This window comes from Desulfosediminicola flagellatus (genome assembly GCF_005116655.2).
Classification (GTDB): domain Bacteria; phylum Desulfobacterota; class Desulfobulbia; order Desulfobulbales; family Desulfocapsaceae; genus Desulfopila; species Desulfopila flagellata.
The window spans coordinates 2,392,648-2,413,788 of record NZ_CP050698.1; the positions used below are offsets into that span (position 1 = coordinate 2,392,648).

The window sequence follows — 21,141 nt, forward strand, 5'->3', positions numbered from 1 at the left end:
CGGGGTTTTTTTTGAGATTTTGAAATGTTTTCTAAAGTCGTATTAAAGAGAGATTAATTCAACTTCTGCATCTCCTTCTTCTCTGGTCGCTATTTCACCAATAACAAAAGGTGATTCGCCAACAGCTGAGAAGTGATGAACTATATCGTTCGCTTTACTGTCATCAACAATGGCCATCAAGCCAATTCCCATATTAAATGTTCTGTACATTTCTTCTGGCGGAACATTTCCCTTATCTGCAAGAAATGGAAATATTGCAGGCTGATCCCAGCTTTTTGTGTCAATGACAGCTTTGTACCCTTTCGGAAGAACACGAGGGATATTATCAATGAATCCACCACCTGTATTGTGGATCATTCCATTGATTTTATAATTTTTAAGAACATTCAGGACTGATTGAACATAGATGCGGGTCGGTTTGAGAAGCTCTTCACCAAGTGTACAACCAAGTTCTTCTATATGAGCGTCTACGGCCAGATTCTGTTCTTCAAAACATATTTTTCGTACCAGGGAGAAACCGTTCGAGTGAAGGCCGCTGGAAGCAAGACCAATGATCTTGTTGCCAACACGTATATCAGAACCATCAATGATTGAATCACGTTCTACAATACCAGTAACGAAGCCTGCAAGATCGTAATCTTCATTTTGGTACAATCCAGGCATTTCAGCGGTTTCTCCACCAACGAGTGAACAATGAGCCTGACGACAACCTTCGGCGATCCCTTTAACTACCTCAGTAGCAATGTGTAGATCGAGTTTTCCAACAGCAAAGTAGTCAAGAAAACATAGTGGAGAGGCTCCTCCAACGATGATGTCATTGACACACATTGCAACAAGGTCGATTCCGATAGTGTCATGCTTATTGCACATATGGGCTACTGCAAGCTTGGTACCAACACCATCTGTTGAGTTGACAAGCACCGGCTGTTTGTATTTATTGGTATCAATAGCGATAAGAGAGCTAAACCCTCCTATGTCGTTAAGAACACCTGGGCGGTGAGTAGAGGCAACAACATCTTTTATTTCTTTGACAAAAGCATTGCCCTTATCGATGTCTACTCCTGCCTCACTGTACCTGGACGAATTGGATTGTGTCATAATTATTCTAAAAATTGGAAAATGTGTTGAAAGCGATAGGTGGACACCATTTCTTTTGCGAGATCGCTAAATTGTATTCATTCGAACAATAAAAAGCAATTGTTTTACCACTCATCTCTACACCTGCACTTGACTATAGAGGTTGAGTGTGATGACTACGTTGAATTATTCATCCATCTCTGGTAGATACCAGACTATGAAAATACTTGTACTACTTATAGGAATGGTCCTGATCCTCGAAGGAATGCCATATGTTGCTGCCCCCGAAGCAATGCGGGAGTGGCTCGAGAAACTCAGTAAAATGCCTGCTGGCCAGCTGCGGGCAGTCGGTTTGATTGCAATGGCAGTTGGATTGTTGATCTGCTTTATAGTACAAAGCACTTCACTATTCAATTGAGCAAACCATTTTTTTTAAAATTTAGTATCTTAATTCTTTAGAATCCATAGGACTCCAGGGATCCACTTACCTTTTTCCATTCGTAAACCAGTCTGTTTCTGCAGTTCCACATTCCATCCAGCTTTTTTTACTACTTCAACAATATATCCGGGAGAATGGGCAAATCTGCCACTTGGCTGTAATTTAAAGGAATCACCTGTTATCGTTTCCGTTGAAAAACAAAAGACTGCATTTTTCGATGCAGTTGACTGGGCTAAGCTAAATACTTCTTTGAGGTTCCCAACATAGTTGAAAACATCGGTTGCAACGAAAAAATCATATTTAATTTTGGTTGACCTGAGATAATCAACAATATTTCCTGAAAAGATCGAGGTGTAAATATCTTTTTCACGGGCAATATCTAACATCTTTTCGCTAAGATCAATTCCATCAAGGGATTTTACGATATTACCAAATGCTTCGCCGCTTAATCCTGTACCGCACCCCAGATCAAGCCCACTGGAAACGATATAATCTTCAGGGAAAATCGAGTTGAAAAGCGTTCTTAATTTAGTAGGGACTGAGTAATGTAATTCATCAATCAGGCTTTTCTCGTAATGATCCGAATAGTTATCAAAGACTCCTCTGACATACGAATCAGGTGACGATTGAGGCGTAACACCTTCAAGGGAAGCGAGCATATGTGTTGCTGCTTCATGACCGGGATCTAATGACAATACGTTTTTGTAGTAACGTATAGCCTGATCAGGCTGGCCTGTAATTTGAAACATGTATGCAAGATTGTTGGTTGCAGAGATATGGTCCTGATGTATTTCAAGTACTTTCAGGTAGGTTTCAATAGCTGATTGATCTTGTCGAAGTTCCCTGTAACAACCTGCCAGATTGTACAATGCATCAAAGTTGTTTGTCTCAAGCACCAACACTTTTTTGTAGAAAGTTATGGAGTCTGAGATTCTAGAGCATTTTTTGTAGCATAGAGCCAGATTAAAAAGACTGTCTATATCTTCAGGGTTGCATTTTACTGAAGTTTCAAAATGCGGTAACGCGTTTTCGTAATCTGACAAATCGTAGTAAACGAGGCCAAGATTATAATGAAGTAGCGGAGCATCAATGAAAGTGAGAAGTTCTGAATAGAGCTTTTGGGCCTCTTGAAGCCTGCCTTCCATTTGTGCATTGCAGGCGGTGGTGAACATCTCATTAATGGTATCAGGATTAATCGGTGTTAAGCTGGACATTGTGATTCTGTGTATTTGGGTCTGTGTTGCTGAGGCAAACAAGTTTGAAAATAAAATGGATTGACCAGTTAGTCTGTTTAATTGTACGATATAAGGTTCGTGTCAATATACCTCGGATTTATCGAAAAACAAGGCAGGATTTATGTCCTTCCACTGACTGTCGGTTGCAAATATGGAAGAGAAAGGTAAACGCGAATTAATTGGAAATGAAGGTCAGGTCATCCTGGACATGGTTCGCAGGTTGAACCGCCGAGGTGCCAACGAGCACCTGATGAGGTTGATTGCCAAGACTCATCCAGCCGATATGGCGTGGGTTTTTAGACATCTCAATGAGGAAGAGAGAACCAAGGTTTTTGAGATAATAGCCCAGACTGATTTTGTTGGTGAATTCCTGAGTGAGCTTGATTCTGCCCTTGTTGTGGACCTTGTTCAGGAGTTAAGCGGTCAGTTTATGGCAGATATAATTTCTGCTATGGCTTCCGATGATGCTGTTGATTTACTCGAAGTTCTTCCTGAAGAGGTTGCCGAAGATATTCGGGAACACATGGGGAAGCAGGATCGTGAAGAGGTTGAAGAGCTGCTTCAGTACCATCCTGAAACTGCAGGTGGCTTGATGTCTCCTGATTTTATGTGTCTTGATGAGGAACTCAGTGCAGGCGAGGCGATAGCCAGTATCCAGAAGCGAAGTGAGGAAAAAGAGATGGTTTTTTATCTCTATATAACTCACGGCGAGGAAAAACTGGCAGGAGTGGTTTCGTTAAGAGAACTACTCATGCATCCGGCTCATCGACAGCTTAAAAATATAATGAACACTAATGTCATATCGGTAACGACTGATACAGATCAGGGTGAAGTTGCCCATGTGGTTTCCCAGTATAATATTCTAGCAGTACCTGTGGTAGACAGCAGTTACAAGCTTGTAGGTATTGTAACCGTCGACGATATTATTGATGTTATCAGGGAAGAGGCAACTGAAGACTTTTTACAGATGGCGGGTGCCGGTAAAGATAGGGAGATCTTGCTTAAGTCAACCAAAGATAACGCAATGCTTCGTGCTCCATGGCTTTTTGCATCATGGCTTGGTGGTGTAATGGCCATGATTATTATCGGTGCCTTCGAACATGAATTGAGCAAGGTGATTGCTCTGGCATCCTTTATCCCCATCGTAATGGGTATGGGTGGAAATATTGCAACACAATCATCAACCATTATTGTTCGTGGTATAGCAACGGGCAGGGTCAATATTAACGATTTTGTCCGGTTGGTTTTTAAAGAGATGCGTGTTGGTGTGATTCTCGGGCTGGTTTATGGTGTTTTTCTCGGAGTGGTTGCCTATATTGGTTTTGCCGATCCTCCACTACTTGGGCTCGTGGTCGGTATCTCGATATTCTTCTGTATGGTAATGGCCGCTACAGTCGGGACACTCATCCCGCTTATATTAAAACGCTTTGATATCGATGCTGCCATTGCTACAGGTCCTTTTGTGACTACATCTATAGATATACTCGGTGTACTGATGTATTTTTATGTAGCTAAGCTGCTGCTTAATCTCTAAATCGTATAATCAAGCAGAGACAGTCCTATTTTTTACCATTATTCATGGAATAGGAATTATGCGTGATAAATCACCTATAGGTAAGATTTCTCCTTTTGTCATTTTTTTGTTAGTTGTTATAGGGCTTTGGCTTACATTTAAACCCTATAGCAGATTTACAAGAAACCCTGATGCTACCCCTAGAGCCATAACAGCGCGGGGGGAACTTGCCGCAGATGAGCAAAACACTATTGAAATATTCAGAGAAAATTCTCCTGCAGTTGTTTACGTGACGAGTATTGCCTTGAGGCGAGGCATGTTTTCACTGAATGCAGTTGAGATCCCTCAAGGGACCGGCAGTGGTTTTGTTTGGGATAATGAAGGCAGAATAGTAACTAATTATCATGTTATCAGTGATGCTAATCGTGTCCAGGTAACCATGGCTGACCAGTCAACCTGGAAGGCTGTGCTAGTCGGTGCAGCTCCCGATAAAGACCTTGCTGTTCTGCAAATCAGTGCTCCAGAGCAAAGACTCAAACCAATTACTATTGGTAGTTCCTCAGATCTTCTGGTGGGGCAGAAAGTATTTGCAATAGGAAACCCTTTCGGTCTTGATCAAACTATTACAACTGGAATTATATCTGCACTAAATAGAGAAATAAACTCGATTACCGGCCGCACAATACGGGGAGTGATCCAGACCGATGCAGCTATTAACCCAGGCAATTCAGGTGGACCTCTTCTTGATAGTGCAGGGAGGTTGATCGGCGTAAATACAGCAATATACAGTCCTTCAGGGGCGTATGCAGGTATAGGGTTTGCTGTCCCTGTGGATGAGGTTAACAGGGTCATTCCTCAACTGATACGACATGGAAAACTGATTAAGCCTGGCATAGGAGCAAGCCTTGCCGATGAAAGAGTTGCAAGCCGCCTTGGTATTGATGGGATACTTATTTTAAATGTTGAAACGGGCGGGCCTGCACAATCAGCTGGACTACGTCCTACTACCCAGTACAGGGGAGATATTGTACTGGGTGATGTGATTCTGGCAATTGCGGGAAAGAAGGTCCGAAGTTTTGACGAATTACGCTATGAACTGGAAAAATTCAAGGTTGGAGATGAGGTTATTGTCTCAATTAATAGAGATGGCCAGGTACTTGATGTGACAGTTGAACTTGGCCCAATAAATTAATCGATCCCTGAATAATTTTTAAAGTTCTTTCCTCCGTTTCAACTGTTTCAGTGACACAAGGTTTCTTTTCCGCGCAAGCTCTCGCATATCCTGTGCTTTATCAGACTCATCTATTATTTCTCTGCCAACAATTTCCTCAATAACATCCTCCATTGAGATAATTCCTGTCATCGAACCGTATTCATCGACAACGACGAAGAGGTGTTGTTGTCGATCAAAAAAGTCAATGAGTACACGATTAAGCGGTGCCGTCTCAGGAACAAAGTGAGCAGGATTCAGGAACTCAATCAATGATACATTATCTTTTCCCTCGGCAGCAGCCTGTAATATATCTTTGCGCATTACAATACCTGTCACATTATTGGGCTCTGTGTCAAAAATTGGTATCCTGCTGTGACTGCTGAGCCTGTTAACCATTTTCATGGCGTCGGCAACTGTAAGGTCTTGCTTCAGGGAGAACGTTACAGTTCTGGGAGTCATAGCGTAACGGACCATTTTGTCTTTTAGTTGAAGAATATTTGCAATAACTGTTTCTTCATCTTGTGCAATTTCTCCAGATTCCCGTGAAAGTGCGGCTATGGTCTGTAATTCTTCGGATGATATATTTTCATCACCAGATCGGTCAGGGAGTAGTCGGGTAATCGATCTGCACAGCCAGACAATCGGTTTAAGAACTATAACCATCCAGCGCAGTGGGTTTGCAATGATTGGGGCAAGCTTGTAAGCAAATGTTACGCCGATTGTTTTAGGAAGGATTTCAGAAAAAATCAAAATGCAGAGGGTAAAAACACCGGAAAACCATATTACATTATGATCACCAAATAGCTTCGCGGCAGATGCGCCTGCAACTGCCGCCCCGACAGTATTAGCTATTGTATTTAAGGTAAGAATTGCGGTTATCGGTTCATCAATATCTGCACGGAGATTTTGTAAGTGTATAGCAGACTTGAAACCTGATTTTTTCAGCATTTCTACCTGGCTTGCTGAAAGGGAATACAGTACAGCTTCGCAGATTGAGCATAAAGCGGATACGCATATTGCTAGAGTGACTGCGGTGATAAGCGTGTTGAGCACTGAAGGAACTCCTGTTATAAATACGTGTTAGATATGATTTAATATTTAAAATTATAGTGTTGCATGCTCTACAGCAGGCATTACTGTACAGTGTAACAAAGAGTGGAGATTTTGTTAATCCACGAAATTTGTGAATTGCAAGAAATACGAATGAATATAAACATATGACTTGAAGGAAATACTATGCACAACACCAAAGTAACAGTATCAGAAATACATATGAAGGACTTTTGTGGAGAACTGCTTGTCTTTTATGTTGCGCAAAAAGAAGATGGTAGCATCGATTCTGATAACCACACAGCCCCACTAGTAAAAGTTCTTACACAATATAACGATTTCTGTGCAAAAGAAAATGATACTGTTGTGCTGTATCCACAAGAATTTAAAAAATTGAGTAAGATTGGGGCAAAACGTGTCCTGATGATTGGTCTTGGGAAAAAAAGTAGCTATCCTGATGTTGCTTCAAAATTGGAAATGTTCAGAAGTGCAGGTGGTACCATCAGTAAAGTGTGTGCCAAATACAAAATCAGTGAGTTAGTGATATGGAATGGAACAGCACTAGGCCTTAAACACGCTGAAGTAGTTCAGAGCCTTACTGAGGGTATAGTTCTAGGAGACTATCAATTCAACAAGTACAAGGCTGAAGATAAAGAAAACCCAGCTTTCAAGGGAATCAAAAAGATTACCTTCTCTGTTTCTGAAAATGTTGCAGCAATTCGTAAATCCGCAAAACGCGGATCCAGGCTTGCATTAGCAGCATGTGCAGCCCGTGATATGGCAAATGAACCTGGAAATTATTGGACAGCTGCTGAATTTGCAGAGTATGCCAAAAAAATGGCTGAAACGCATCCGGTTACATGCTCAATCATAGATAAAGCACAAATGAAAAAGCTTGGTATGGGAGGATTACTTGCAGTTAATCAAGGTTCTGCCGCACCTCCCAAACTTGTTGTTTTGGATTATTCACCCGAGAAGTCGAATGGTACAATTCTTTTAGTTGGGAAGGGATTAACCTTTGATTCCGGGGGGATTAGTATAAAGCCATCTGCCGGAATGCAGGATATGAAATATGACATGTGTGGAGGTGCTGCTGTCATTTCGGCTATGCAGGCAATTGCCGAAGACAAACCTGATGCCCGGGTAGTTGCGCTGATTCCTGCAACGGATAACATGTCCGGCAGTTCGGCTTTAAAACCCGGAGATGTAATACGCCATTTTAATGGAGTTACAGCCGAGATAGTTAATACAGATGCGGAGGGGCGACTGATTCTCGCAGATGCACTTGCTTATGGTGTGAAGCAATACAAGCCAGACTGTATTGTCGATGTCGCAACACTGACCGGGGCAGTTATACTCGGCCTGGGCCATCATCACTCAGGCATCCTGAGTAACAACGATGCATTGGCAAAAGACCTTATCGAAGCGGGAAAAAAATGTGCTGAACCACTATGGCGACTTCCACTAGGGAAAGAATACAGTAAGCAGATAGAATCTGATGTGGCAGATATCAAAAATGCTGGTGGAAGACCGGCGGGTACGATAACCGCAGCGGCTTACCTTGAAAAATTTATTGATGATGTGCCGTGGGCCCATCTGGATATAGCAGGGACTGCCTGGGGTTTTACTGAGAAAACATACATCCCTAAAGGTCCATCAGGAATTGCAGTCAGAACATTGGTTGAATTTGTTCGAAAAAGAGCAAAAATTACCAATAAGTAGAAGTTGTAGATATCGTAAATGCACCTGATTGAATATCAGGTGCATTTAACATTAGTAATTCAATGCCGTTTTCATCATCTCTTTCAATTCAGTAAACGACGGACTGTCATAAACCGCCTTACGCATGTTAGAGCTTCCTCGAAGACCTCTGAAGTATCGCCCCAGATGATTTTTAATACAGCCGATCATCCTGTCAACCGGCAGATGCTCTTCCATGAGTTCCATATGCCGAATAGCACCGCCGACAATTTCAGCACTTGAAGAAGGGCGACCCGCAGGAGAAAAAATCCACGGATTGCCAAGTGCACCACGGCCGATCATTACACCATCACAGCCGGTTTGAGACATCATCGCAATTCCGTCTTCATAGGAAAGGATATCACCGTTGCCAATAACCGGGACACTGACCGCATCCTTTACCTGACTAATAATTTCTCTATCAGCTAAACCGGTAAATCCCTGCGCACGGGTACGACCGTGGACAATAAGTGCAGATGCTCCCGATTCTTGAGACATAAGTGCAAATTCTACAGCATTGATGTTTTTAGCATCAGGTCCGGATCTGAATTTCACTGTGACGGGGACATCACTATTGGCTTTAACCTGTTTAATGATTTGTTCTGCAAGAAGCGGGGTGCTCATAAGAGCTGAACCTGCACCTCTTTTGGTGACTTTTTTTACTGGGCAACCCATGTTGATGTCGATCATATCAGGCTTGTGAAGGCACATAAGTGCTGCTCCCTCACCCATAAGATCAGGTTCTGCACCAAAGATCTGAAATGCAACAGGTCGTTCTGACTGAACAGACTGCATCATAGAAATGGTTTTCGGTTGTTTAAAAGTGAGCCCATGGCAGCTGATCATTTCGGAAACACAGTAACCTGCACCAAACTCTCTGCAAAGTAGTCGAAATGGAAGATCAGTATAACCTGCAAGCGGCGCAAGTACAAAAGGGGAAGTAAAGCGTAAACCGTCAATGACTAACATAAAAAAATGGCTACAGGCTGAGTATTGTCTGGAGATGTGTAAAAAAAAAAGGCGGCAGAAAAGGATAGGAAGAAATGCAATTAGGTCAGATATTGCTATCGCTTATAAGCATCTGTCAGCCAGCTGTTCAAAAAAGTAACAACTGGCTGACAGATGTGCAATTATTTAGAGCTTTGGTAATTCGACGAGCGTTTTCTGATATATCCTCTGAGACAGATCAGTGACAATGGTTTCAATCGCTTCTTCTTGATTATCACGAGTCTGGGCAGTTGTATCATCAACCACATAGCCTTCAGTGTACTCCTCTTTAGCTACTTCAAATAGAACCTTGTCAGAAGTGAGATCTTTGAGGATATATCTGACTTTCAAACGAATCTTAACTTCTTTCGTGGTGTTGTTTGATCCGTATGAAAGGCTTGGCAGACTTATAGAGATTATTTCACCTGCAAGAATAAGGTCTGCACTGCTCTTGTCTTTGGTGATTTTTATAGATCGTGATTTCTGATACCACTTTACAAGAGAGTGATATATGTCCGAATCAAGGCCAAGCTCACTGGTTCTGTTTTTCCAGTCTTTGATGTATATGACCTTTTCGGGACCTGTGTAAACATACGGGTTGTGGTAACCACATGAAACAAGAAAAAACCCGAGTACTGCGAGCAGAGAAAGGTTTCGGCTAATAAGTTTCAACGTTGTTCTCCCAGAATGAGGATTGGATATACAGCGGATTTTAAGAGTAACGCAGGGAGCGCAACGTCAAGCTCCCTGCACCTTGGAATAGTAGTATTAAACCACAATATTAACAAGTTTCTTCTTGACGACAATAGTCTTTTTTACTGTCTGTCCTTCGATAAATCTCAGGACATTACTATCTGCAAGGGCAAGCGCTTTGATCTCATCGTCGCTTGTGTCTGCTGGTACTTCCAGCCTGGAACGTACCTTTCCTTTTACCTGGACAACAATTGTCAGGAGATCTTCTTTTGCCGCCTCAGCATCGAATTGAGGCCAGGCATGATCTTCAATAGAATCAGTATTTCCGAGGCTTTCCCATAATTCGGCACAAAAATGAGGAACCATGGGGGAAAGCAGAATAAGCAGTGAAGAAGCCGCTTCAAATATAGTACCATCTTCTGCCTGTTCTTTTTTGTCAGGATCAGAAAGACTGGTCATAGAGTTGAAAAGCTCCATACACCCGCTGATGGCAGTGTTGAAATGAAAATTATTTTCTATATTTTCAGTTACACGTTTAATTGTCTGATGCGTTTTTCGGTGAAGTTCTCTGCCAGCCTGATTGAGTTCGGCTGGAAGTACAGGGGCTTTACTTAATTCAGGTCTTGCATTGATAAACCTGAAAACCCTGTTTAGAAATCTTGAGCATCCTTCAACGCCTTGAGCATTCCATTCAAGATCTTTTTCAGGTGGTGCAGCAAAGAGGCTGAATAGACGAACTGTATCTGCACCATATTCTGTAATAAGGTCATGTGGATCGACAACATTTCCTTTTGATTTAGACATCTTGGCACCATCTTTTATCACCATTCCCTGTGTGAGCAGGTTGGTAAAGGGCTCGTCCACATTCAGGTAACCAAGATCCCGGAGTACCTTGGTAAAAAATCTCGAATAGAGCAGATGAAGAATTGCGTGTTCAACGCCACCAATATATTGATCAACCGGCAACCAGTGAGATGCTTTTTCTTTATCAAGTGGGGCATCTGTGAATGCAGGACATGTGTAGCGAGCGAAATACCAGGAAGATTCGACGAATGTATCCATGGTATCTGTTTCACGTTTTGCATCTTTTCCGCAAGATGGGCAGGTGACGGCAATAAAGCTATCACGTTGATGAAGAGGTCTGCAGGTAGCACCGGACTCATCATTGTCAGCAGGTAAGGTTACTGGCAGGTCTTTTACAGGAACAGGCTGGACACCACATGAATCGCAATGAATCATGGGAATTGGTGCACCCCAGTATCTCTGTCTTGATATACCCCAGTCACGAAGGCGGTAGGTTATATGCGGTTTACCAAAGTTGTTATCCTCAGCAAACTGGATAATGGCATTTTTAGCTTCTTCTGATGTAAGGCCGTTGAATTCGCCTGAATTGGTAAGAATACCGGCAACAGTTGATGCTTCTTCCATGGTATCGCTTTCGAGTTCAACACCTTCAGGTATAACAACAGGGCGGATTGGAAGATCATAGGTTTTAGCAAATTCAAAATCACGTTCGTCGTGAGCCGGAACAGCCATAACAGCGCCAGTTCCGTATTCGATCAGAACGAAATTGGCAATGTAAACAGGTACTTTTTCACCATTATATGGGTTGATGCAGTATTTACCTGTGAAAATGCCTTTTTTAACTTGTTCGTCTTCAGGGCTCTGTTGCTGTTTCTCAGCGAGAATCTCATCGATAAATTTGCGGATATCCTGTTCGTGTTCTGTGCCGCCAATGAGCTCATCAACAATAGGGTGCTCAGGAGCAATGGACATAAACGTTACGCCGAATATAGTATCTGGTCGAGTGGTGAAGATAGAAATATTTTTATCCATCCCCTCAACCTTGAAATCGGCCGCGAGTCCCTGGGATTTACCAATCCAGTTTCGTTGCATCGTGACAACTTTTTCGGGCCAACCGGAAAGTTTATCAAGATCAGCAAGTAATTCCTCAGCATAATCAGTAATTTTAAAGAACCAGCCATTCATTTTTCGTGGATGAATAGCCTGATCACACCTCCAGCACAGGCCATCAATTACCTGCTCATTGGCAAGAACTGTCTGACATGAGTCGCACCAGTTTACTGTGGTAGTCTTCTGGTAGATTATCCCTTTTTCGTACATCTCAAGAAAAAGTATTTGTTCCCACTTGTAGTATTTCTCATTACATGTGGCAATTTCACGTCTCCAGTCGTATGAAAGGCCGAGTTGTTGAAGCTGGTTACGCATGTAGTCGATATTATCGTACGTCCAGGTTGCAGGATGCAGGTTGTTTTTTTGCGCCGCATTTTCTGCAGGCAGGCCGAATGCATCCCACCCCATCGGGTGTAATACATTAAAACCACGCATTCGTTTATATCTGGCTACTACGTCGCCTATTGAATAATTTCGCACATGGCCCATATGGATACGGCCGGACGGATAGGGAAACATTTCCAGTACATAGTATTTCTCTTTGCTGGAATCTTCGTCAGACGTGTATTTATTGGTGTCAGTCCAGAGTTTTTGCCATTTTGACTCAATGGTTTTGTAGTCATACCTGTTAGCGATTGCCTGACTGCTTGTCATATTCTTACCTCGATGTAGTCTCTTGCCTACTGAAGGGGCGTTGATAGGTGGAACCAAGTTGCAGAATTTCGACCCTTGGGCCTTTATCCGAATTGTTCAGGATCATCATGGATACTGAGGTTTTCGAACATAGTGAATTCTTTAATGAATGTCAATTTAACGGTGCCGGTGGGCCCATTTCGTTGTTTACCTATGATAATTTCAGAGATACCGCGGTTCGGGTTATCTTCGGCTTTGTTATATACTTCGTCACGGTAAATGAACATAATAATATCGGCATCCTGCTCGATTGCACCTGATTCTCGAAGATCTGACATCATCGGGCGTTTATCAGTACGACTTTCAAGGCCCCGGTTAAGCTGGGAGAGGGCAATGACCGGTACATTGTGCTCTTTTGCTACGGCTTTTAATGATCGTGAAATTTCACTAATTTCCTGGGTTCTGTTTTCGGTGCTGCTCCGCCCTGTCATAAGCTGAAGGTAATCGACGACGATGAGGCCGATATCATGCTGCGCAGCGAGACGACGAACTTTAGCTCGCATATCAAGAACAGAGATGCCTGGTTGGTCATCAATAAAAATAGGAGCTTCTGAAAGCATACCAACAGCACGGGTAAGTTTCGGCCAGTCTTCATCGTGCAGTTTACCTGTTCGGATACGTTGCGAGTCAATTCTTCCTGCAGAGCTTAAAAGACGCATGACGAGTTGTTCTTTGGACATCTCAAGACTGAAGACAGCAACACCTATTTTTTCGATCAACGCGGCATGTTGAGCAATGTTCATTGCAAAGGATGTCTTACCCATGGATGGTCGTGCGGCCAAAATGATAAGATCAGATGGCTGCAAACCGGCAGTCATTTTATCAAGCATTGCATATCCGGTGGGTACACCTGTGATAAGTTCTTTACGCTTGTAGAGCTGTTCTACCATCTGGAAAGCACCAGGAACAACCTGCTTTATATGTGTAAAGCCTTTACCACCCTTAGAGCCCGCGATATCGAAAATAGCCTGCTCAGCTTCATCTACGAGTATATCGATGTCACCCTGTTCCTCGTAGCACCTTGCCGCAATGTCTGTGTTGACATTAATTAAATTTCTTAGAATCGATTTCTGACGTACGATTTTCGCATATGACGCAATATTAGCTGTAACGGGTACAATAGAAGTAAGTGTAGCTAGATACCCGGCACCACCGACTGCCTCAAGTTGATTGCGATCGTTTAATAAGTTAGTAATTGTCAGCAGATCCTGAGGCTCATTAGAATCAAAAAGGTCAAGCATTGATTCATAAATGATCTTATGCGCGTCTCTGTAAAAATCTTTCGGTTTTAAAATTTCGAGTACAGTTCCAAATGACTTGTCTTTAAGCAGAATAGAACCAAGTACAGCTTGTTCGGCCTCCAGATTCTGTGGCGGAATTTTTGCACTGGGGATCTGATTGGTGGGCATTGAATGTGGTGCTATCTCGTTCATAATATCCGGCTTTAAAAAAATCTTGAAAACTGTCTACAGCTTAAACGAAAAACACACCATGCAGGCCGAGCCTATATGGTGTGTTTCGATTCGGCTGTACAAAGATCCGTTATACGAAATACGTATAACGGATGTACTGCGCTGCAGTGACCAGTTACCTGGAAACTGCATGATAATCTAAGATTGATTACGCTTCAATTGATGCGCGAACAACCTTTACGGTGATATCTGCAACCATCTGGAAGCCGACCTTAACCTGCACAGCGGTCTCTCCGATTGTCTTGATAGCATCGTTGAGTATTATCTGTTTTTTGTCGATTACAACGCCCATTTCAGCGAGTTTCTGACAAATATCAGAACTGGTGACAGAACCGAAGAGGCGATCATCATCTCCAGCAAGCTGTTCGATAACAATTTCCCGACCTGCAATTTTCTTTGCAAGATTATCAGCCTGTTTCTTCTGCTCAGCAAGACGAGCTTCGATTTCAGCTTTATTTTGCTCGAGGGCAGCAAGGTTATCCTTGGTTGCAGCAACAGCCTTACCCTGAGGAAGAAGATAGTTTCGTCCGTAACCGGACTTAACAGTCACTACGTCACCTTCCTGGCCAAGAGTGCTGATGGTTTCCTTTAAAATGAGTTCCATTTTTAACTCCTTGTATTGTGTATGTAAAATTTATATGAATCAATGTTCCATATAAATTTTATTCGTCTTTCGGACCCGTTTCGGGGGTGTCTTCAGTTTTTTTCAATTTGCGGAAATCAAACCATGTGTCGGCAATTCCGACTACAAGCAGAACGATGGTACCAAATGACTGAAATATAACCATTACATAAACAAATGATCTAAACAGTATCGGTACGTTCCATTTGTGCATATAAAAAACACATACTGAGAATCCCTGAAAACTATAAACTACACTTAGTAAAATCAAAAGGTTTGCGGAGATGCTCCGTATTACGCCCAGTGGAAAAAAAGCTAGTACAGCGCAACAAATTCCAACCCAAATCAGTTTATCCGGTAGTTGCCAATATCTGTAACTTGGCCATATTTGGCGATCACAGAACCTGATAGCCAGTCTATTTCCAAATACCATTGTCATCCAGACTGAAAGAAACGTACAACTGATGAAAATCGATGGTAATAAAAGCGTAATAACCATTTTCATCTGTTTCAGGGTTGCTTCATACATCACCATGCCTTCGGCGTCTATAGCGCCGCTTTGGCTGTAGTACGCCATCAATGCATCAATAGATGAGTGCACTGCGTTTATCAGCGAACCATAAGGTGATAATCCTTCTCTGGCACTGAGCAAAGCAATTAATATTGCCCAGCATATCGATTGGGTAACTGCTCCTTTAAATCCGGATAATGCCGGCGAATCACCTTTAAGTCCAGATTGGGCTATTACATAGCCTGCTGGCATGAGTGAGCACGAAAAGAGTAGTCCGTCAACCGATTGAGTAACCATGCCGGCAACAAGTGCCAGGCCAGTACCTGCAAGGATGAATTTGTTGCCGATACTCATGCCATATTTGATTAGGTAGAAAAAAATCAAAAGTGGCAGGAATATGTGTAGCCATCCAAACAAAGACCATGCCAAACCGGGTAGGCCGGGAAGAGTTAAGGCTGCAAATATTACAAGGATGTTCGCGAATATTCGCTTAACTTCCGGCTGAGATTTAGGTTGGTCCACCGTACGTAATTCCTTTGATTCCAATTACCCCTGAGAAGAGCCTGAATACGGAAGCAAGGCAATGTGACGTGCCTGCTTTATTGCTTCACACAACTGGCGTTGGTGCGTAGCGCAAGTACCGAGAATTCGTCGTGGAATGATCTTGCCACGCTCAGTAACGAAATTTCTCAATGTTTTTACGTCTTTATAATTGATAGTTTGCTCTTTGTCACCGCAGAAGCGACATACTTTTTTGCGTGAGAAGAGTTTTTTCTGTGGTCTAGCCATTGTGATTCTCCTTAAATAGGTCTGTTATTAAGCAGATTTCTCTTCTTCTGCGTCAGCTTCTACAGCTGTTTTTTCAGTTTCTTTTACTTCAGTGTCTTTTACTTCAGTAGTTGCACTATCGGAATCAGTAGCTTCTGAAGCCTCTTCTTCTGCAACCTCAGCAGCTGCTGCGTTGCGAGCTTCTGTCTCACCGATTGCTGCCTGAACGTCTTCTTCAGTCATGCTGTCAGCAGTCTTAATGGTGAGATACTTGAGTACTGAGTCATCAATTCTGAATTTACGTTCGATCTCTGCAACAGCTGCAGGAGTTCCTGCGTATTCGCAGTATACGTAATAACCCTGAATTTCTTTCTTGATAGGGTAAGCAAGTTTTTTCATGCCCCATTTGTTGAGATCAATGATTGTACCTTGCTCGTCAAGAATAATCTGCTGGCTGTAATCGATAACTTTTGTAATCTCTTCTTCACCTACTCCTGGTCGAAGAATAAAGATCAATTCATACCTTCGCATGTGTTCCTCCTCGTGGACTCATGGCTTTGGGTCTATGACCCTGTTTTCGGCCCTCGCTTACTGTACTTCTGTGCAGAGAGCGAAGAGGTGTATGACAGACACTATTGTACCGCCATACGGTTTAGTTATACATATAGACACGTAAAACATGTATATCTTGTCTATATGTCAAAACTCTACATAATACTGTTATGACATGCCTGTGTCAAACTTAATTTTTAGACTTTTCTTCAGCTTTGATCCTCTCCCATTGTTCTCGAAGTTCGTGTTCACTCATAATTGTTTTTCCTGCGAAGACATGAGGGTGGCGTCTGATGAGCTTTTGAGTGACCCCTTCGATTACCTCACCGATATTGAATGTTCCTGTCTCACTGTTGATCTCAGATGTCATTACTATCAGAAAAAGAAGGTCTCCTAGTTCCTCGCAGAGATTTTCAGAATCGTTGTTTTCTATTGCTGCGAGCAGTTCTTCAAATTCAGATTTGAGGTATTTTACAAGTGATGTGGTTGTTTGACGCTTATCCCATGGGCATCCGTGTTCTGAGCGTAACTCCATTACCGTTTCTGTAAGCTTTGAGAATTTTTTGTTTAAATCCGACATGGTGGCACCGATTGCGATGGTGATTATTGTATAGTTTGTAGTGGGGATGGTCATCAAACATCCAAATAATACAGGACTTTTTTTAGCTAGGGCGATATAAAAAAAGTTGACATTATGTCCCTGACCAACTAAGTAGCTTTCGTAGAAAGTGATTGAAAGTTGTCATGACCTAACCATGGCAACATGGTTTCCATGGGCGAGCGAAAGCGTAACCGACTGCATAAATGTTGTCATCTCTTTTGCTAGGAAACCTTTAGAGGTATTTAAAGAAGAAGAGGAATTTGATGGAAGAAGATAAGAGAGAGAAGTTGTTGCTTGAAAAGCACAAAGACATTGCACGTATCGATCAGGAGTCAAAGCGCACGCATGGCTGGTATGTGAGAGTTCGTTTTTTGGGGAAAACGCACTCGAAATTTTTTTCAGACAAGAAATGTGGTGGTAGATATTCCAGTCTGTTGTCCGCCATTTCCTGGCGCGATAAAACTGAAAAAAAGCTCGGAAAAATCCGCACCAACAAACACATGGTTACTGTCAGCAATTCCAGTACTGGCGTTGTGGGTGTGAGACTTAACGACAAGCTTAACAGATACGAGGTAAGCTGGGTCACCCATCAGGGTAAGCAGGGTAAAACCTCTGTTTCGATTAAGAAGCACGGAAAAAAGAGTGCTTTCACCAAAGCTTGCGCAATTCGTCAGGACAAAGAAAGAGCTCGTTTGGAATACACAGCATCCTAAGCAGTAAACTATCTTACCGCCGGTTTTGTCTCTTGGCTTTTGCCAGATGATTCCGGCGGTTTTTTTTATAGCAGAGAAGTAAAAGGCAGAGTTCCCTCTGTTCTTACCAGTTTGGTTCAGGAGTTGATTCCGGATTATCCTTACGTTTCTTACGCTTTGGTTAGGAAAACTGTTAGCAATTTCCTAAATACTGGTTGACATTTATGCTAAAAAAGTTTTTTATTTATTGTTTCGGATTTATATATTGCAGAGCTTGTAAAAAATAACGAAGTTTCCATGTAAAGAGGTTCACATAATGTATGCAATAGTTCGCACAGGCGGAAAACAATACCAGGTTGCTTGTGGTGACACCCTGCGAGTTGAAAAACTTGCTGGTGACATCGGAGACAGTGTAGACCTGAATGACGTACTGATGGTTGTGGAAGGGGAAGAAGTTAAAGTTGGACAGCCCCTTCTTGAGAATGCAAAGGTCGTTGCCAAAATTGCAGAGCAGGGCAAGTCCAAAAAAGTTCTCGTATTCAAGAAAAAGCGTCGTAAAGGCTACCGCCTGAAAAAAGGTCATAGGCAATCCTATACCTCATTGAAGATTGAAGAGATCAAAGCCTGATTCACATTTTATCAGGGTTGAAACGATTTTGATGAACATACCGACATGCGTTATTGTCTGTCGGAGGAAGGAGCAATACAATGGCACATAAAAAAGCCGGTGGTAGTTCGAGAAACGGTCGCGATAGCGAAGGTCAAAGACGGGGTGTAAAACGTTTTGGCGGTCAGGTAGTAAAAGCAGGAAACATTCTTGTTAGACAGCTTGGAACAAAAATTCACCCGGGCACCAATGTAGGCTGTGGTCGTGACTACACTCTCTTTGCCAAAGTTGACGGCGTTGTAACATTCGAAGATTTCGGAAAAAACAAAAAACGTGTAAGTGTTTATCCTGCCGTTTAACGTCATTGACAAATAAGCTGCCTATTTGAAGGACGAAAAATATACGTCCGGATAATCTGAGAGACTCGACCTCCATTCTCGTGAAGGTCGAGTTTTTTTTTGCACTTTAGACGGTACCAGGCTCTCCATTTTACCTGTTATTTTAAAGATATATTTAAAAGCTTAAAGCAAAGAGTTAACTGTTATGGCTTTTGTTGATGAAACAAAATTTTTTGTAAAAGCCGGAGACGGCGGAAATGGTTGCGTCAGTTTCAGGCGGGAAAAATTTGTCCCAAAGGGAGGACCTGATGGGGGAGATGGCGGCCGTGGTGGCAGCGTAATCATTGAGGCGACTGCCACTATCCATTCTCTTATTGATTTCAGGTATCGTTCCCATTTTAAAGCGGAGCGTGGTACTCATGGGATGGGAAGAGATTGTTATGGGGCCAAAGGAAATGACTGTATAATTCAAGTTCCTGTCGGTTCGCTCATAAAAGATGTTGAAACTGATGAGCTTTTGATAGATCTCGCAGAAGATGGTGACACCTTTGTAGCTGCTCAGGGCGGTGAAGGAGGGATGGGTAACAGTCATTTTGCCACAGGTGCGAATCGTACTCCAAGGTATGCTGGAAAGGGGACCGAGGGTGAGGAACGATGGCTTAAAATAGAATTGAAACTCATAGCTGACGTTGGACTGGTCGGGTTGCCAAATGCTGGTAAATCGACATTGTTGTCAAAGTTGTCCGCTGCAAATCCGAAAATCGCTAATTACCCGTTCACGACATTGGAACCTCAACTCGGTGTGTTACATCATAGTTTTTATGAACCCTGTATTATAGCAGATATACCAGGTCTGGTTGAAGGGGCCCATCAGGGTGTAGGGTTGGGACATAAGTTTCTGCGGCATATTGAGAGAACCAATATCCTGCTTCATGTGATTGATTGCTCTGATGATGATTATCAAAAAAATTATCAGGTCATAGAAAATGAACTGTTCAAGTATAAAGAAGAATTGTCAAATCGACAAAAATTTGTTGTTTTAAACAAAATTGACCTTGTCGATCCGGAAATGGTTGCTGAAATGCAGAAGGAATTTGCAGATCTTGGTATTGAAACGTTATCTATTTCTGCTGAAATGGAGCAGGGCCTCGAGCAACTCAAGGAACATATCCTAGAGACTATTTATAACATGAAGAGTAAATAACTTGTCCAGGTTTGTAACCACCCAAGATTAAGAATTACATTACGTTCTCCTATGACTATTCAGGTAGATAAAGAAGAAGGCCTTTACTTCCGCCAGACGCTTTTCGATAAAGCCAAACGTGTGGTTGTTAAGGTTGGAAGCGCCATCCTTACAGATGAGGATGGTATGAATCATGCTGTAGTTGACAATCTGGCCAAAGAAATTTCTTTTCTACATGATAGTGGAAGAGAAGTCATTCTTGTCAGCTCAGGTGCTGTTGCCGCAGGAAGAAGAAAGATATCGTATACTCCGCAGGGCGAAATTACCATTCGCGAAAAACAGGCACTTGCAGCGATCGGTCAATCGGTTCTGATGCATGAGTACGACGAAGCTTTTGCTAAGCATGGCAAAAAAATAGCTCAGATCCTACTGACCCATGCTGATTTGTCTCATCGAGACCGATATCTCAATGTCCGAAATACAATTGCTACATTATTTCAGTTCGGCATTATCCCAATAATTAACGAAAATGACACGGTTTCAGCAGAGGAGTTGCGCTTTAGCGATAATGACACGCTGGGTGCGTTGCTTTCGAACCTCATTGAAGCTGATATGTTCATCTGTTTGACTGATGTTGTCGGCTTGTATAACGGAAATCCTCATACCGATCCAGACGCCAAGCCTATATATACAGTTACAGAGGTGACGCCTGAAATTGAGGCTATGGCAGGCAATGTGAAAAGTGCGTTGGGTACAGGGGGCATGCAGAGCAAAATACGGGCAGCGAAAATGGTTGCAGCCAGTGGCGGTAGTTCCTTTATCGGGCCGGGACGTGCAGAAAATATTTTACAACATCTTTTCAGCGGAGAGATGGTCGGTACGTTTTTTCTGCCGAGATCTTCTAAGTTGCCAAGTCGCAAACATTGGATAGCCTATGTACTTAAACCCAAGGGGCGTTTGACCCTTGATTCTGGTGCGTGTGAGGCTCTTGTAAAGAAAGGCAAAAGTCTTCTTCCTTCCGGAGTAACTGATGTTATAGGTGATTTTGGTGTAGGCGATTCAGTTGAGTGCTGCAATACTGACGGGAATGTTATTTCTGTCGGCCTGATTAATTATACTTCAGATAATGTGAAGAAGATAATGGGCAAGAAAACCACCATGATTTCAGAAGTTTTGGGGTATAAAGATAGCGATGAAATAATGCATCGTGATAACCTGGTGCTGATGTAGTTCGGATTATA

Annotated in this window: 21 protein-coding genes; 9 read left to right on the forward strand and 12 right to left on the reverse strand. The window is 42.5% G+C overall.

Going from position 1 to position 21,141, the window contains the following annotated elements; genetic code table 11:
• Positions 1-42: 42 nt before the first annotated feature.
• Positions 43-1,098 carry a phosphoribosylformylglycinamidine cyclo-ligase gene (purM, locus tag FCL46_RS09915; protein ID WP_136806318.1) on the reverse strand — a complete coding sequence of 352 codons (1,056 nt, stop codon included), beginning with the start codon at positions 1,096-1,098 and terminating at the stop codon, positions 43-45.
• A 196-nt stretch (positions 1,099-1,294) separates the two neighbouring features.
• Between purM and FCL46_RS09920 the strand changes: the two genes are divergently transcribed.
• Positions 1,295-1,495, forward strand: a complete 201-nt coding sequence (locus tag FCL46_RS09920) for a DUF2065 domain-containing protein (RefSeq protein ID WP_136806319.1) — start codon at positions 1,295-1,297, stop codon at positions 1,493-1,495.
• 29 nt (positions 1,496-1,524) lie between these two features.
• Here FCL46_RS09920 and FCL46_RS09925 read toward each other — a convergent pair whose 3' ends face one another.
• Positions 1,525-2,730, reverse strand: coding sequence for a tetratricopeptide repeat protein (locus FCL46_RS09925; RefSeq protein WP_136806320.1), 1,206 nt, complete (start codon positions 2,728-2,730; stop codon positions 1,525-1,527).
• A 172-nt stretch (positions 2,731-2,902) separates the two neighbouring features.
• Here FCL46_RS09925 and mgtE point away from each other — a divergent pair, with 172 nt between their 5' ends.
• Both mgtE and FCL46_RS09935 read left to right on the forward strand, forming a co-directional pair.
• Entirely contained in the window at positions 2,903-4,285 is a 1,383-nt protein-coding gene (gene mgtE / locus FCL46_RS09930; protein WP_136806321.1) for a magnesium transporter, read from the forward strand.
• Positions 4,286-4,343: 58 nt separating this feature from the next.
• Positions 4,344-5,456, forward strand: coding sequence for a S1C family serine protease (locus FCL46_RS09935; RefSeq protein WP_136806322.1), 1,113 nt, complete (start codon positions 4,344-4,346; stop codon positions 5,454-5,456).
• Positions 5,457-5,474: 18 nt separating this feature from the next.
• Here the strand turns inward: FCL46_RS09935 and FCL46_RS09940 are convergent, their stop codons facing one another.
• On the reverse strand, positions 5,475-6,530 hold the full coding sequence (locus FCL46_RS09940; RefSeq protein ID WP_136806323.1) for a hemolysin family protein: 1,056 nt from the start codon (positions 6,528-6,530) through the stop codon (positions 5,475-5,477).
• A gap of 183 nt (positions 6,531-6,713) precedes the next feature.
• Here FCL46_RS09940 and FCL46_RS09945 point away from each other — a divergent pair, with 183 nt between their 5' ends.
• Positions 6,714-8,249 carry a leucyl aminopeptidase gene (locus tag FCL46_RS09945; protein WP_136806324.1) on the forward strand — a complete coding sequence of 512 codons (1,536 nt, stop codon included), beginning with the start codon at positions 6,714-6,716 and terminating at the stop codon, positions 8,247-8,249.
• Between the two features lie 51 nt (positions 8,250-8,300).
• On the opposite strand, the gene dusB is transcribed toward FCL46_RS09945, so the two are convergent.
• From dusB to FCL46_RS09990, 9 genes are all read right to left on the reverse strand, one after another.
• Positions 8,301-9,236 (reverse strand): tRNA dihydrouridine synthase DusB, encoded by a 936-nt coding sequence (dusB, locus tag FCL46_RS09950; RefSeq protein ID WP_136806325.1) that lies wholly within the window; start codon positions 9,234-9,236, stop codon positions 8,301-8,303.
• Positions 9,237-9,401: 165 nt separating this feature from the next.
• Positions 9,402-9,926 (reverse strand): LPS assembly lipoprotein LptE, encoded by a 525-nt coding sequence (gene lptE, locus FCL46_RS09955; protein ID WP_167505801.1) that lies wholly within the window; start codon positions 9,924-9,926, stop codon positions 9,402-9,404.
• Between the two features lie 96 nt (positions 9,927-10,022).
• Positions 10,023-12,515: a leucine--tRNA ligase gene (gene leuS, locus FCL46_RS09960; RefSeq protein ID WP_136806327.1), complete on the reverse strand. Its 2,493-nt coding sequence runs from the start codon at positions 12,513-12,515 to the stop codon at positions 10,023-10,025.
• A gap of 83 nt (positions 12,516-12,598) precedes the next feature.
• A complete protein-coding gene (gene dnaB, locus FCL46_RS09965) occupies positions 12,599-13,987 on the reverse strand; it encodes a replicative DNA helicase (protein WP_136806328.1) in 1,389 nt (462 codons plus the stop codon).
• 187 nt (positions 13,988-14,174) lie between these two features.
• On the reverse strand, positions 14,175-14,630 hold the full coding sequence (gene rplI / locus FCL46_RS09970) for a 50S ribosomal protein L9 (RefSeq protein WP_136806329.1): 456 nt from the start codon (positions 14,628-14,630) through the stop codon (positions 14,175-14,177).
• Positions 14,631-14,688: 58 nt separating this feature from the next.
• Complete coding sequence (locus tag FCL46_RS09975) at positions 14,689-15,681, reverse strand: DUF2232 domain-containing protein (protein WP_167505802.1); 993 nt, start codon at positions 15,679-15,681, stop codon at positions 14,689-14,691.
• A gap of 24 nt (positions 15,682-15,705) precedes the next feature.
• Positions 15,706-15,948: a 30S ribosomal protein S18 gene (gene rpsR, locus FCL46_RS09980; RefSeq protein ID WP_136806331.1), complete on the reverse strand. Its 243-nt coding sequence runs from the start codon at positions 15,946-15,948 to the stop codon at positions 15,706-15,708.
• 27 nt (positions 15,949-15,975) lie between these two features.
• Positions 15,976-16,458: a 30S ribosomal protein S6 gene (gene rpsF, locus FCL46_RS09985; protein WP_136806332.1), complete on the reverse strand. Its 483-nt coding sequence runs from the start codon at positions 16,456-16,458 to the stop codon at positions 15,976-15,978.
• Positions 16,459-16,669: 211 nt separating this feature from the next.
• Positions 16,670-17,113: a MazG nucleotide pyrophosphohydrolase domain-containing protein gene (locus FCL46_RS09990; RefSeq protein WP_228723375.1), complete on the reverse strand. Its 444-nt coding sequence runs from the start codon at positions 17,111-17,113 to the stop codon at positions 16,670-16,672.
• Positions 17,114-17,343: 230 nt separating this feature from the next.
• Between FCL46_RS09990 and FCL46_RS09995 the strand changes: the two genes are divergently transcribed.
• The 5 genes from FCL46_RS09995 to proB all read left to right on the forward strand — a co-directional run bounded on the left by FCL46_RS09995 (position 17,344) and on the right by proB (position 21,130).
• Positions 17,344-17,793 (forward strand): AP2 domain-containing protein, encoded by a 450-nt coding sequence (locus FCL46_RS09995; protein ID WP_136806333.1) that lies wholly within the window; start codon positions 17,344-17,346, stop codon positions 17,791-17,793.
• Positions 17,794-18,088: 295 nt separating this feature from the next.
• Positions 18,089-18,400: a 50S ribosomal protein L21 gene (gene rplU, locus FCL46_RS10000; RefSeq protein ID WP_136806334.1), complete on the forward strand. Its 312-nt coding sequence runs from the start codon at positions 18,089-18,091 to the stop codon at positions 18,398-18,400.
• A gap of 80 nt (positions 18,401-18,480) precedes the next feature.
• The gene (gene rpmA / locus FCL46_RS10005; protein ID WP_136806335.1) at positions 18,481-18,738 is read left to right on the forward strand and encodes a 50S ribosomal protein L27; all 258 of its coding nucleotides are present in this window, start codon (positions 18,481-18,483) and stop codon (positions 18,736-18,738) included.
• A 184-nt stretch (positions 18,739-18,922) separates the two neighbouring features.
• Positions 18,923-19,921, forward strand: a complete 999-nt coding sequence (obgE, locus tag FCL46_RS10010; RefSeq protein ID WP_136806336.1) for a GTPase ObgE — start codon at positions 18,923-18,925, stop codon at positions 19,919-19,921.
• A gap of 51 nt (positions 19,922-19,972) precedes the next feature.
• The gene (proB, locus tag FCL46_RS10015; protein ID WP_136806337.1) at positions 19,973-21,130 is read left to right on the forward strand and encodes a glutamate 5-kinase; all 1,158 of its coding nucleotides are present in this window, start codon (positions 19,973-19,975) and stop codon (positions 21,128-21,130) included.
• The last annotated feature ends 11 nt before the right edge of the window (positions 21,131-21,141 follow it).

Excerpts from the sequence above, each read along its gene's own strand:
- purM (WP_136806318.1), bottom strand. The coding sequence starts at position 1,098 with ATGACACAATCCAATTCGTCCAGGTACAGTGAGGCAGGAGTAGACATC.
- FCL46_RS09920 (WP_136806319.1), top strand. The coding sequence starts at position 1,295 with ATGAAAATACTTGTACTACTTATAGGAATGGTCCTGATCCTCGAAGGA.
- FCL46_RS09925 (WP_136806320.1), bottom strand. The coding sequence starts at position 2,730 with ATGTCCAGCTTAACACCGATTAATCCTGATACCATTAATGAGATGTTC.
- mgtE (WP_136806321.1), top strand. The coding sequence starts at position 2,903 with ATGGAAGAGAAAGGTAAACGCGAATTAATTGGAAATGAAGGTCAGGTC.
- FCL46_RS09935 (WP_136806322.1), top strand. The coding sequence starts at position 4,344 with ATGCGTGATAAATCACCTATAGGTAAGATTTCTCCTTTTGTCATTTTT.
- FCL46_RS09945 (WP_136806324.1), top strand. The coding sequence starts at position 6,714 with ATGCACAACACCAAAGTAACAGTATCAGAAATACATATGAAGGACTTT.
- dusB (WP_136806325.1), bottom strand. The coding sequence starts at position 9,236 with ATGTTAGTCATTGACGGTTTACGCTTTACTTCCCCTTTTGTACTTGCG.
- leuS (WP_136806327.1), bottom strand. The coding sequence starts at position 12,515 with ATGACAAGCAGTCAGGCAATCGCTAACAGGTATGACTACAAAACCATT.
- dnaB (WP_136806328.1), bottom strand. The coding sequence starts at position 13,987 with ATGAACGAGATAGCACCACATTCAATGCCCACCAATCAGATCCCCAGT.
- rplI (WP_136806329.1), bottom strand. The coding sequence starts at position 14,630 with ATGGAACTCATTTTAAAGGAAACCATCAGCACTCTTGGCCAGGAAGGT.
- rpsR (WP_136806331.1), bottom strand. The coding sequence starts at position 15,948 with ATGGCTAGACCACAGAAAAAACTCTTCTCACGCAAAAAAGTATGTCGC.
- rpsF (WP_136806332.1), bottom strand. The coding sequence starts at position 16,458 with ATGCGAAGGTATGAATTGATCTTTATTCTTCGACCAGGAGTAGGTGAA.
- FCL46_RS09990 (WP_228723375.1), bottom strand. The coding sequence starts at position 17,113 with ATGACCATCCCCACTACAAACTATACAATAATCACCATCGCAATCGGT.
- FCL46_RS09995 (WP_136806333.1), top strand. The coding sequence starts at position 17,344 with ATGGAAGAAGATAAGAGAGAGAAGTTGTTGCTTGAAAAGCACAAAGAC.
- rplU (WP_136806334.1), top strand. The coding sequence starts at position 18,089 with ATGTATGCAATAGTTCGCACAGGCGGAAAACAATACCAGGTTGCTTGT.
- rpmA (WP_136806335.1), top strand. The coding sequence starts at position 18,481 with ATGGCACATAAAAAAGCCGGTGGTAGTTCGAGAAACGGTCGCGATAGC.
- obgE (WP_136806336.1), top strand. The coding sequence starts at position 18,923 with ATGGCTTTTGTTGATGAAACAAAATTTTTTGTAAAAGCCGGAGACGGC.
- proB (WP_136806337.1), top strand. The coding sequence starts at position 19,973 with ATGACTATTCAGGTAGATAAAGAAGAAGGCCTTTACTTCCGCCAGACG.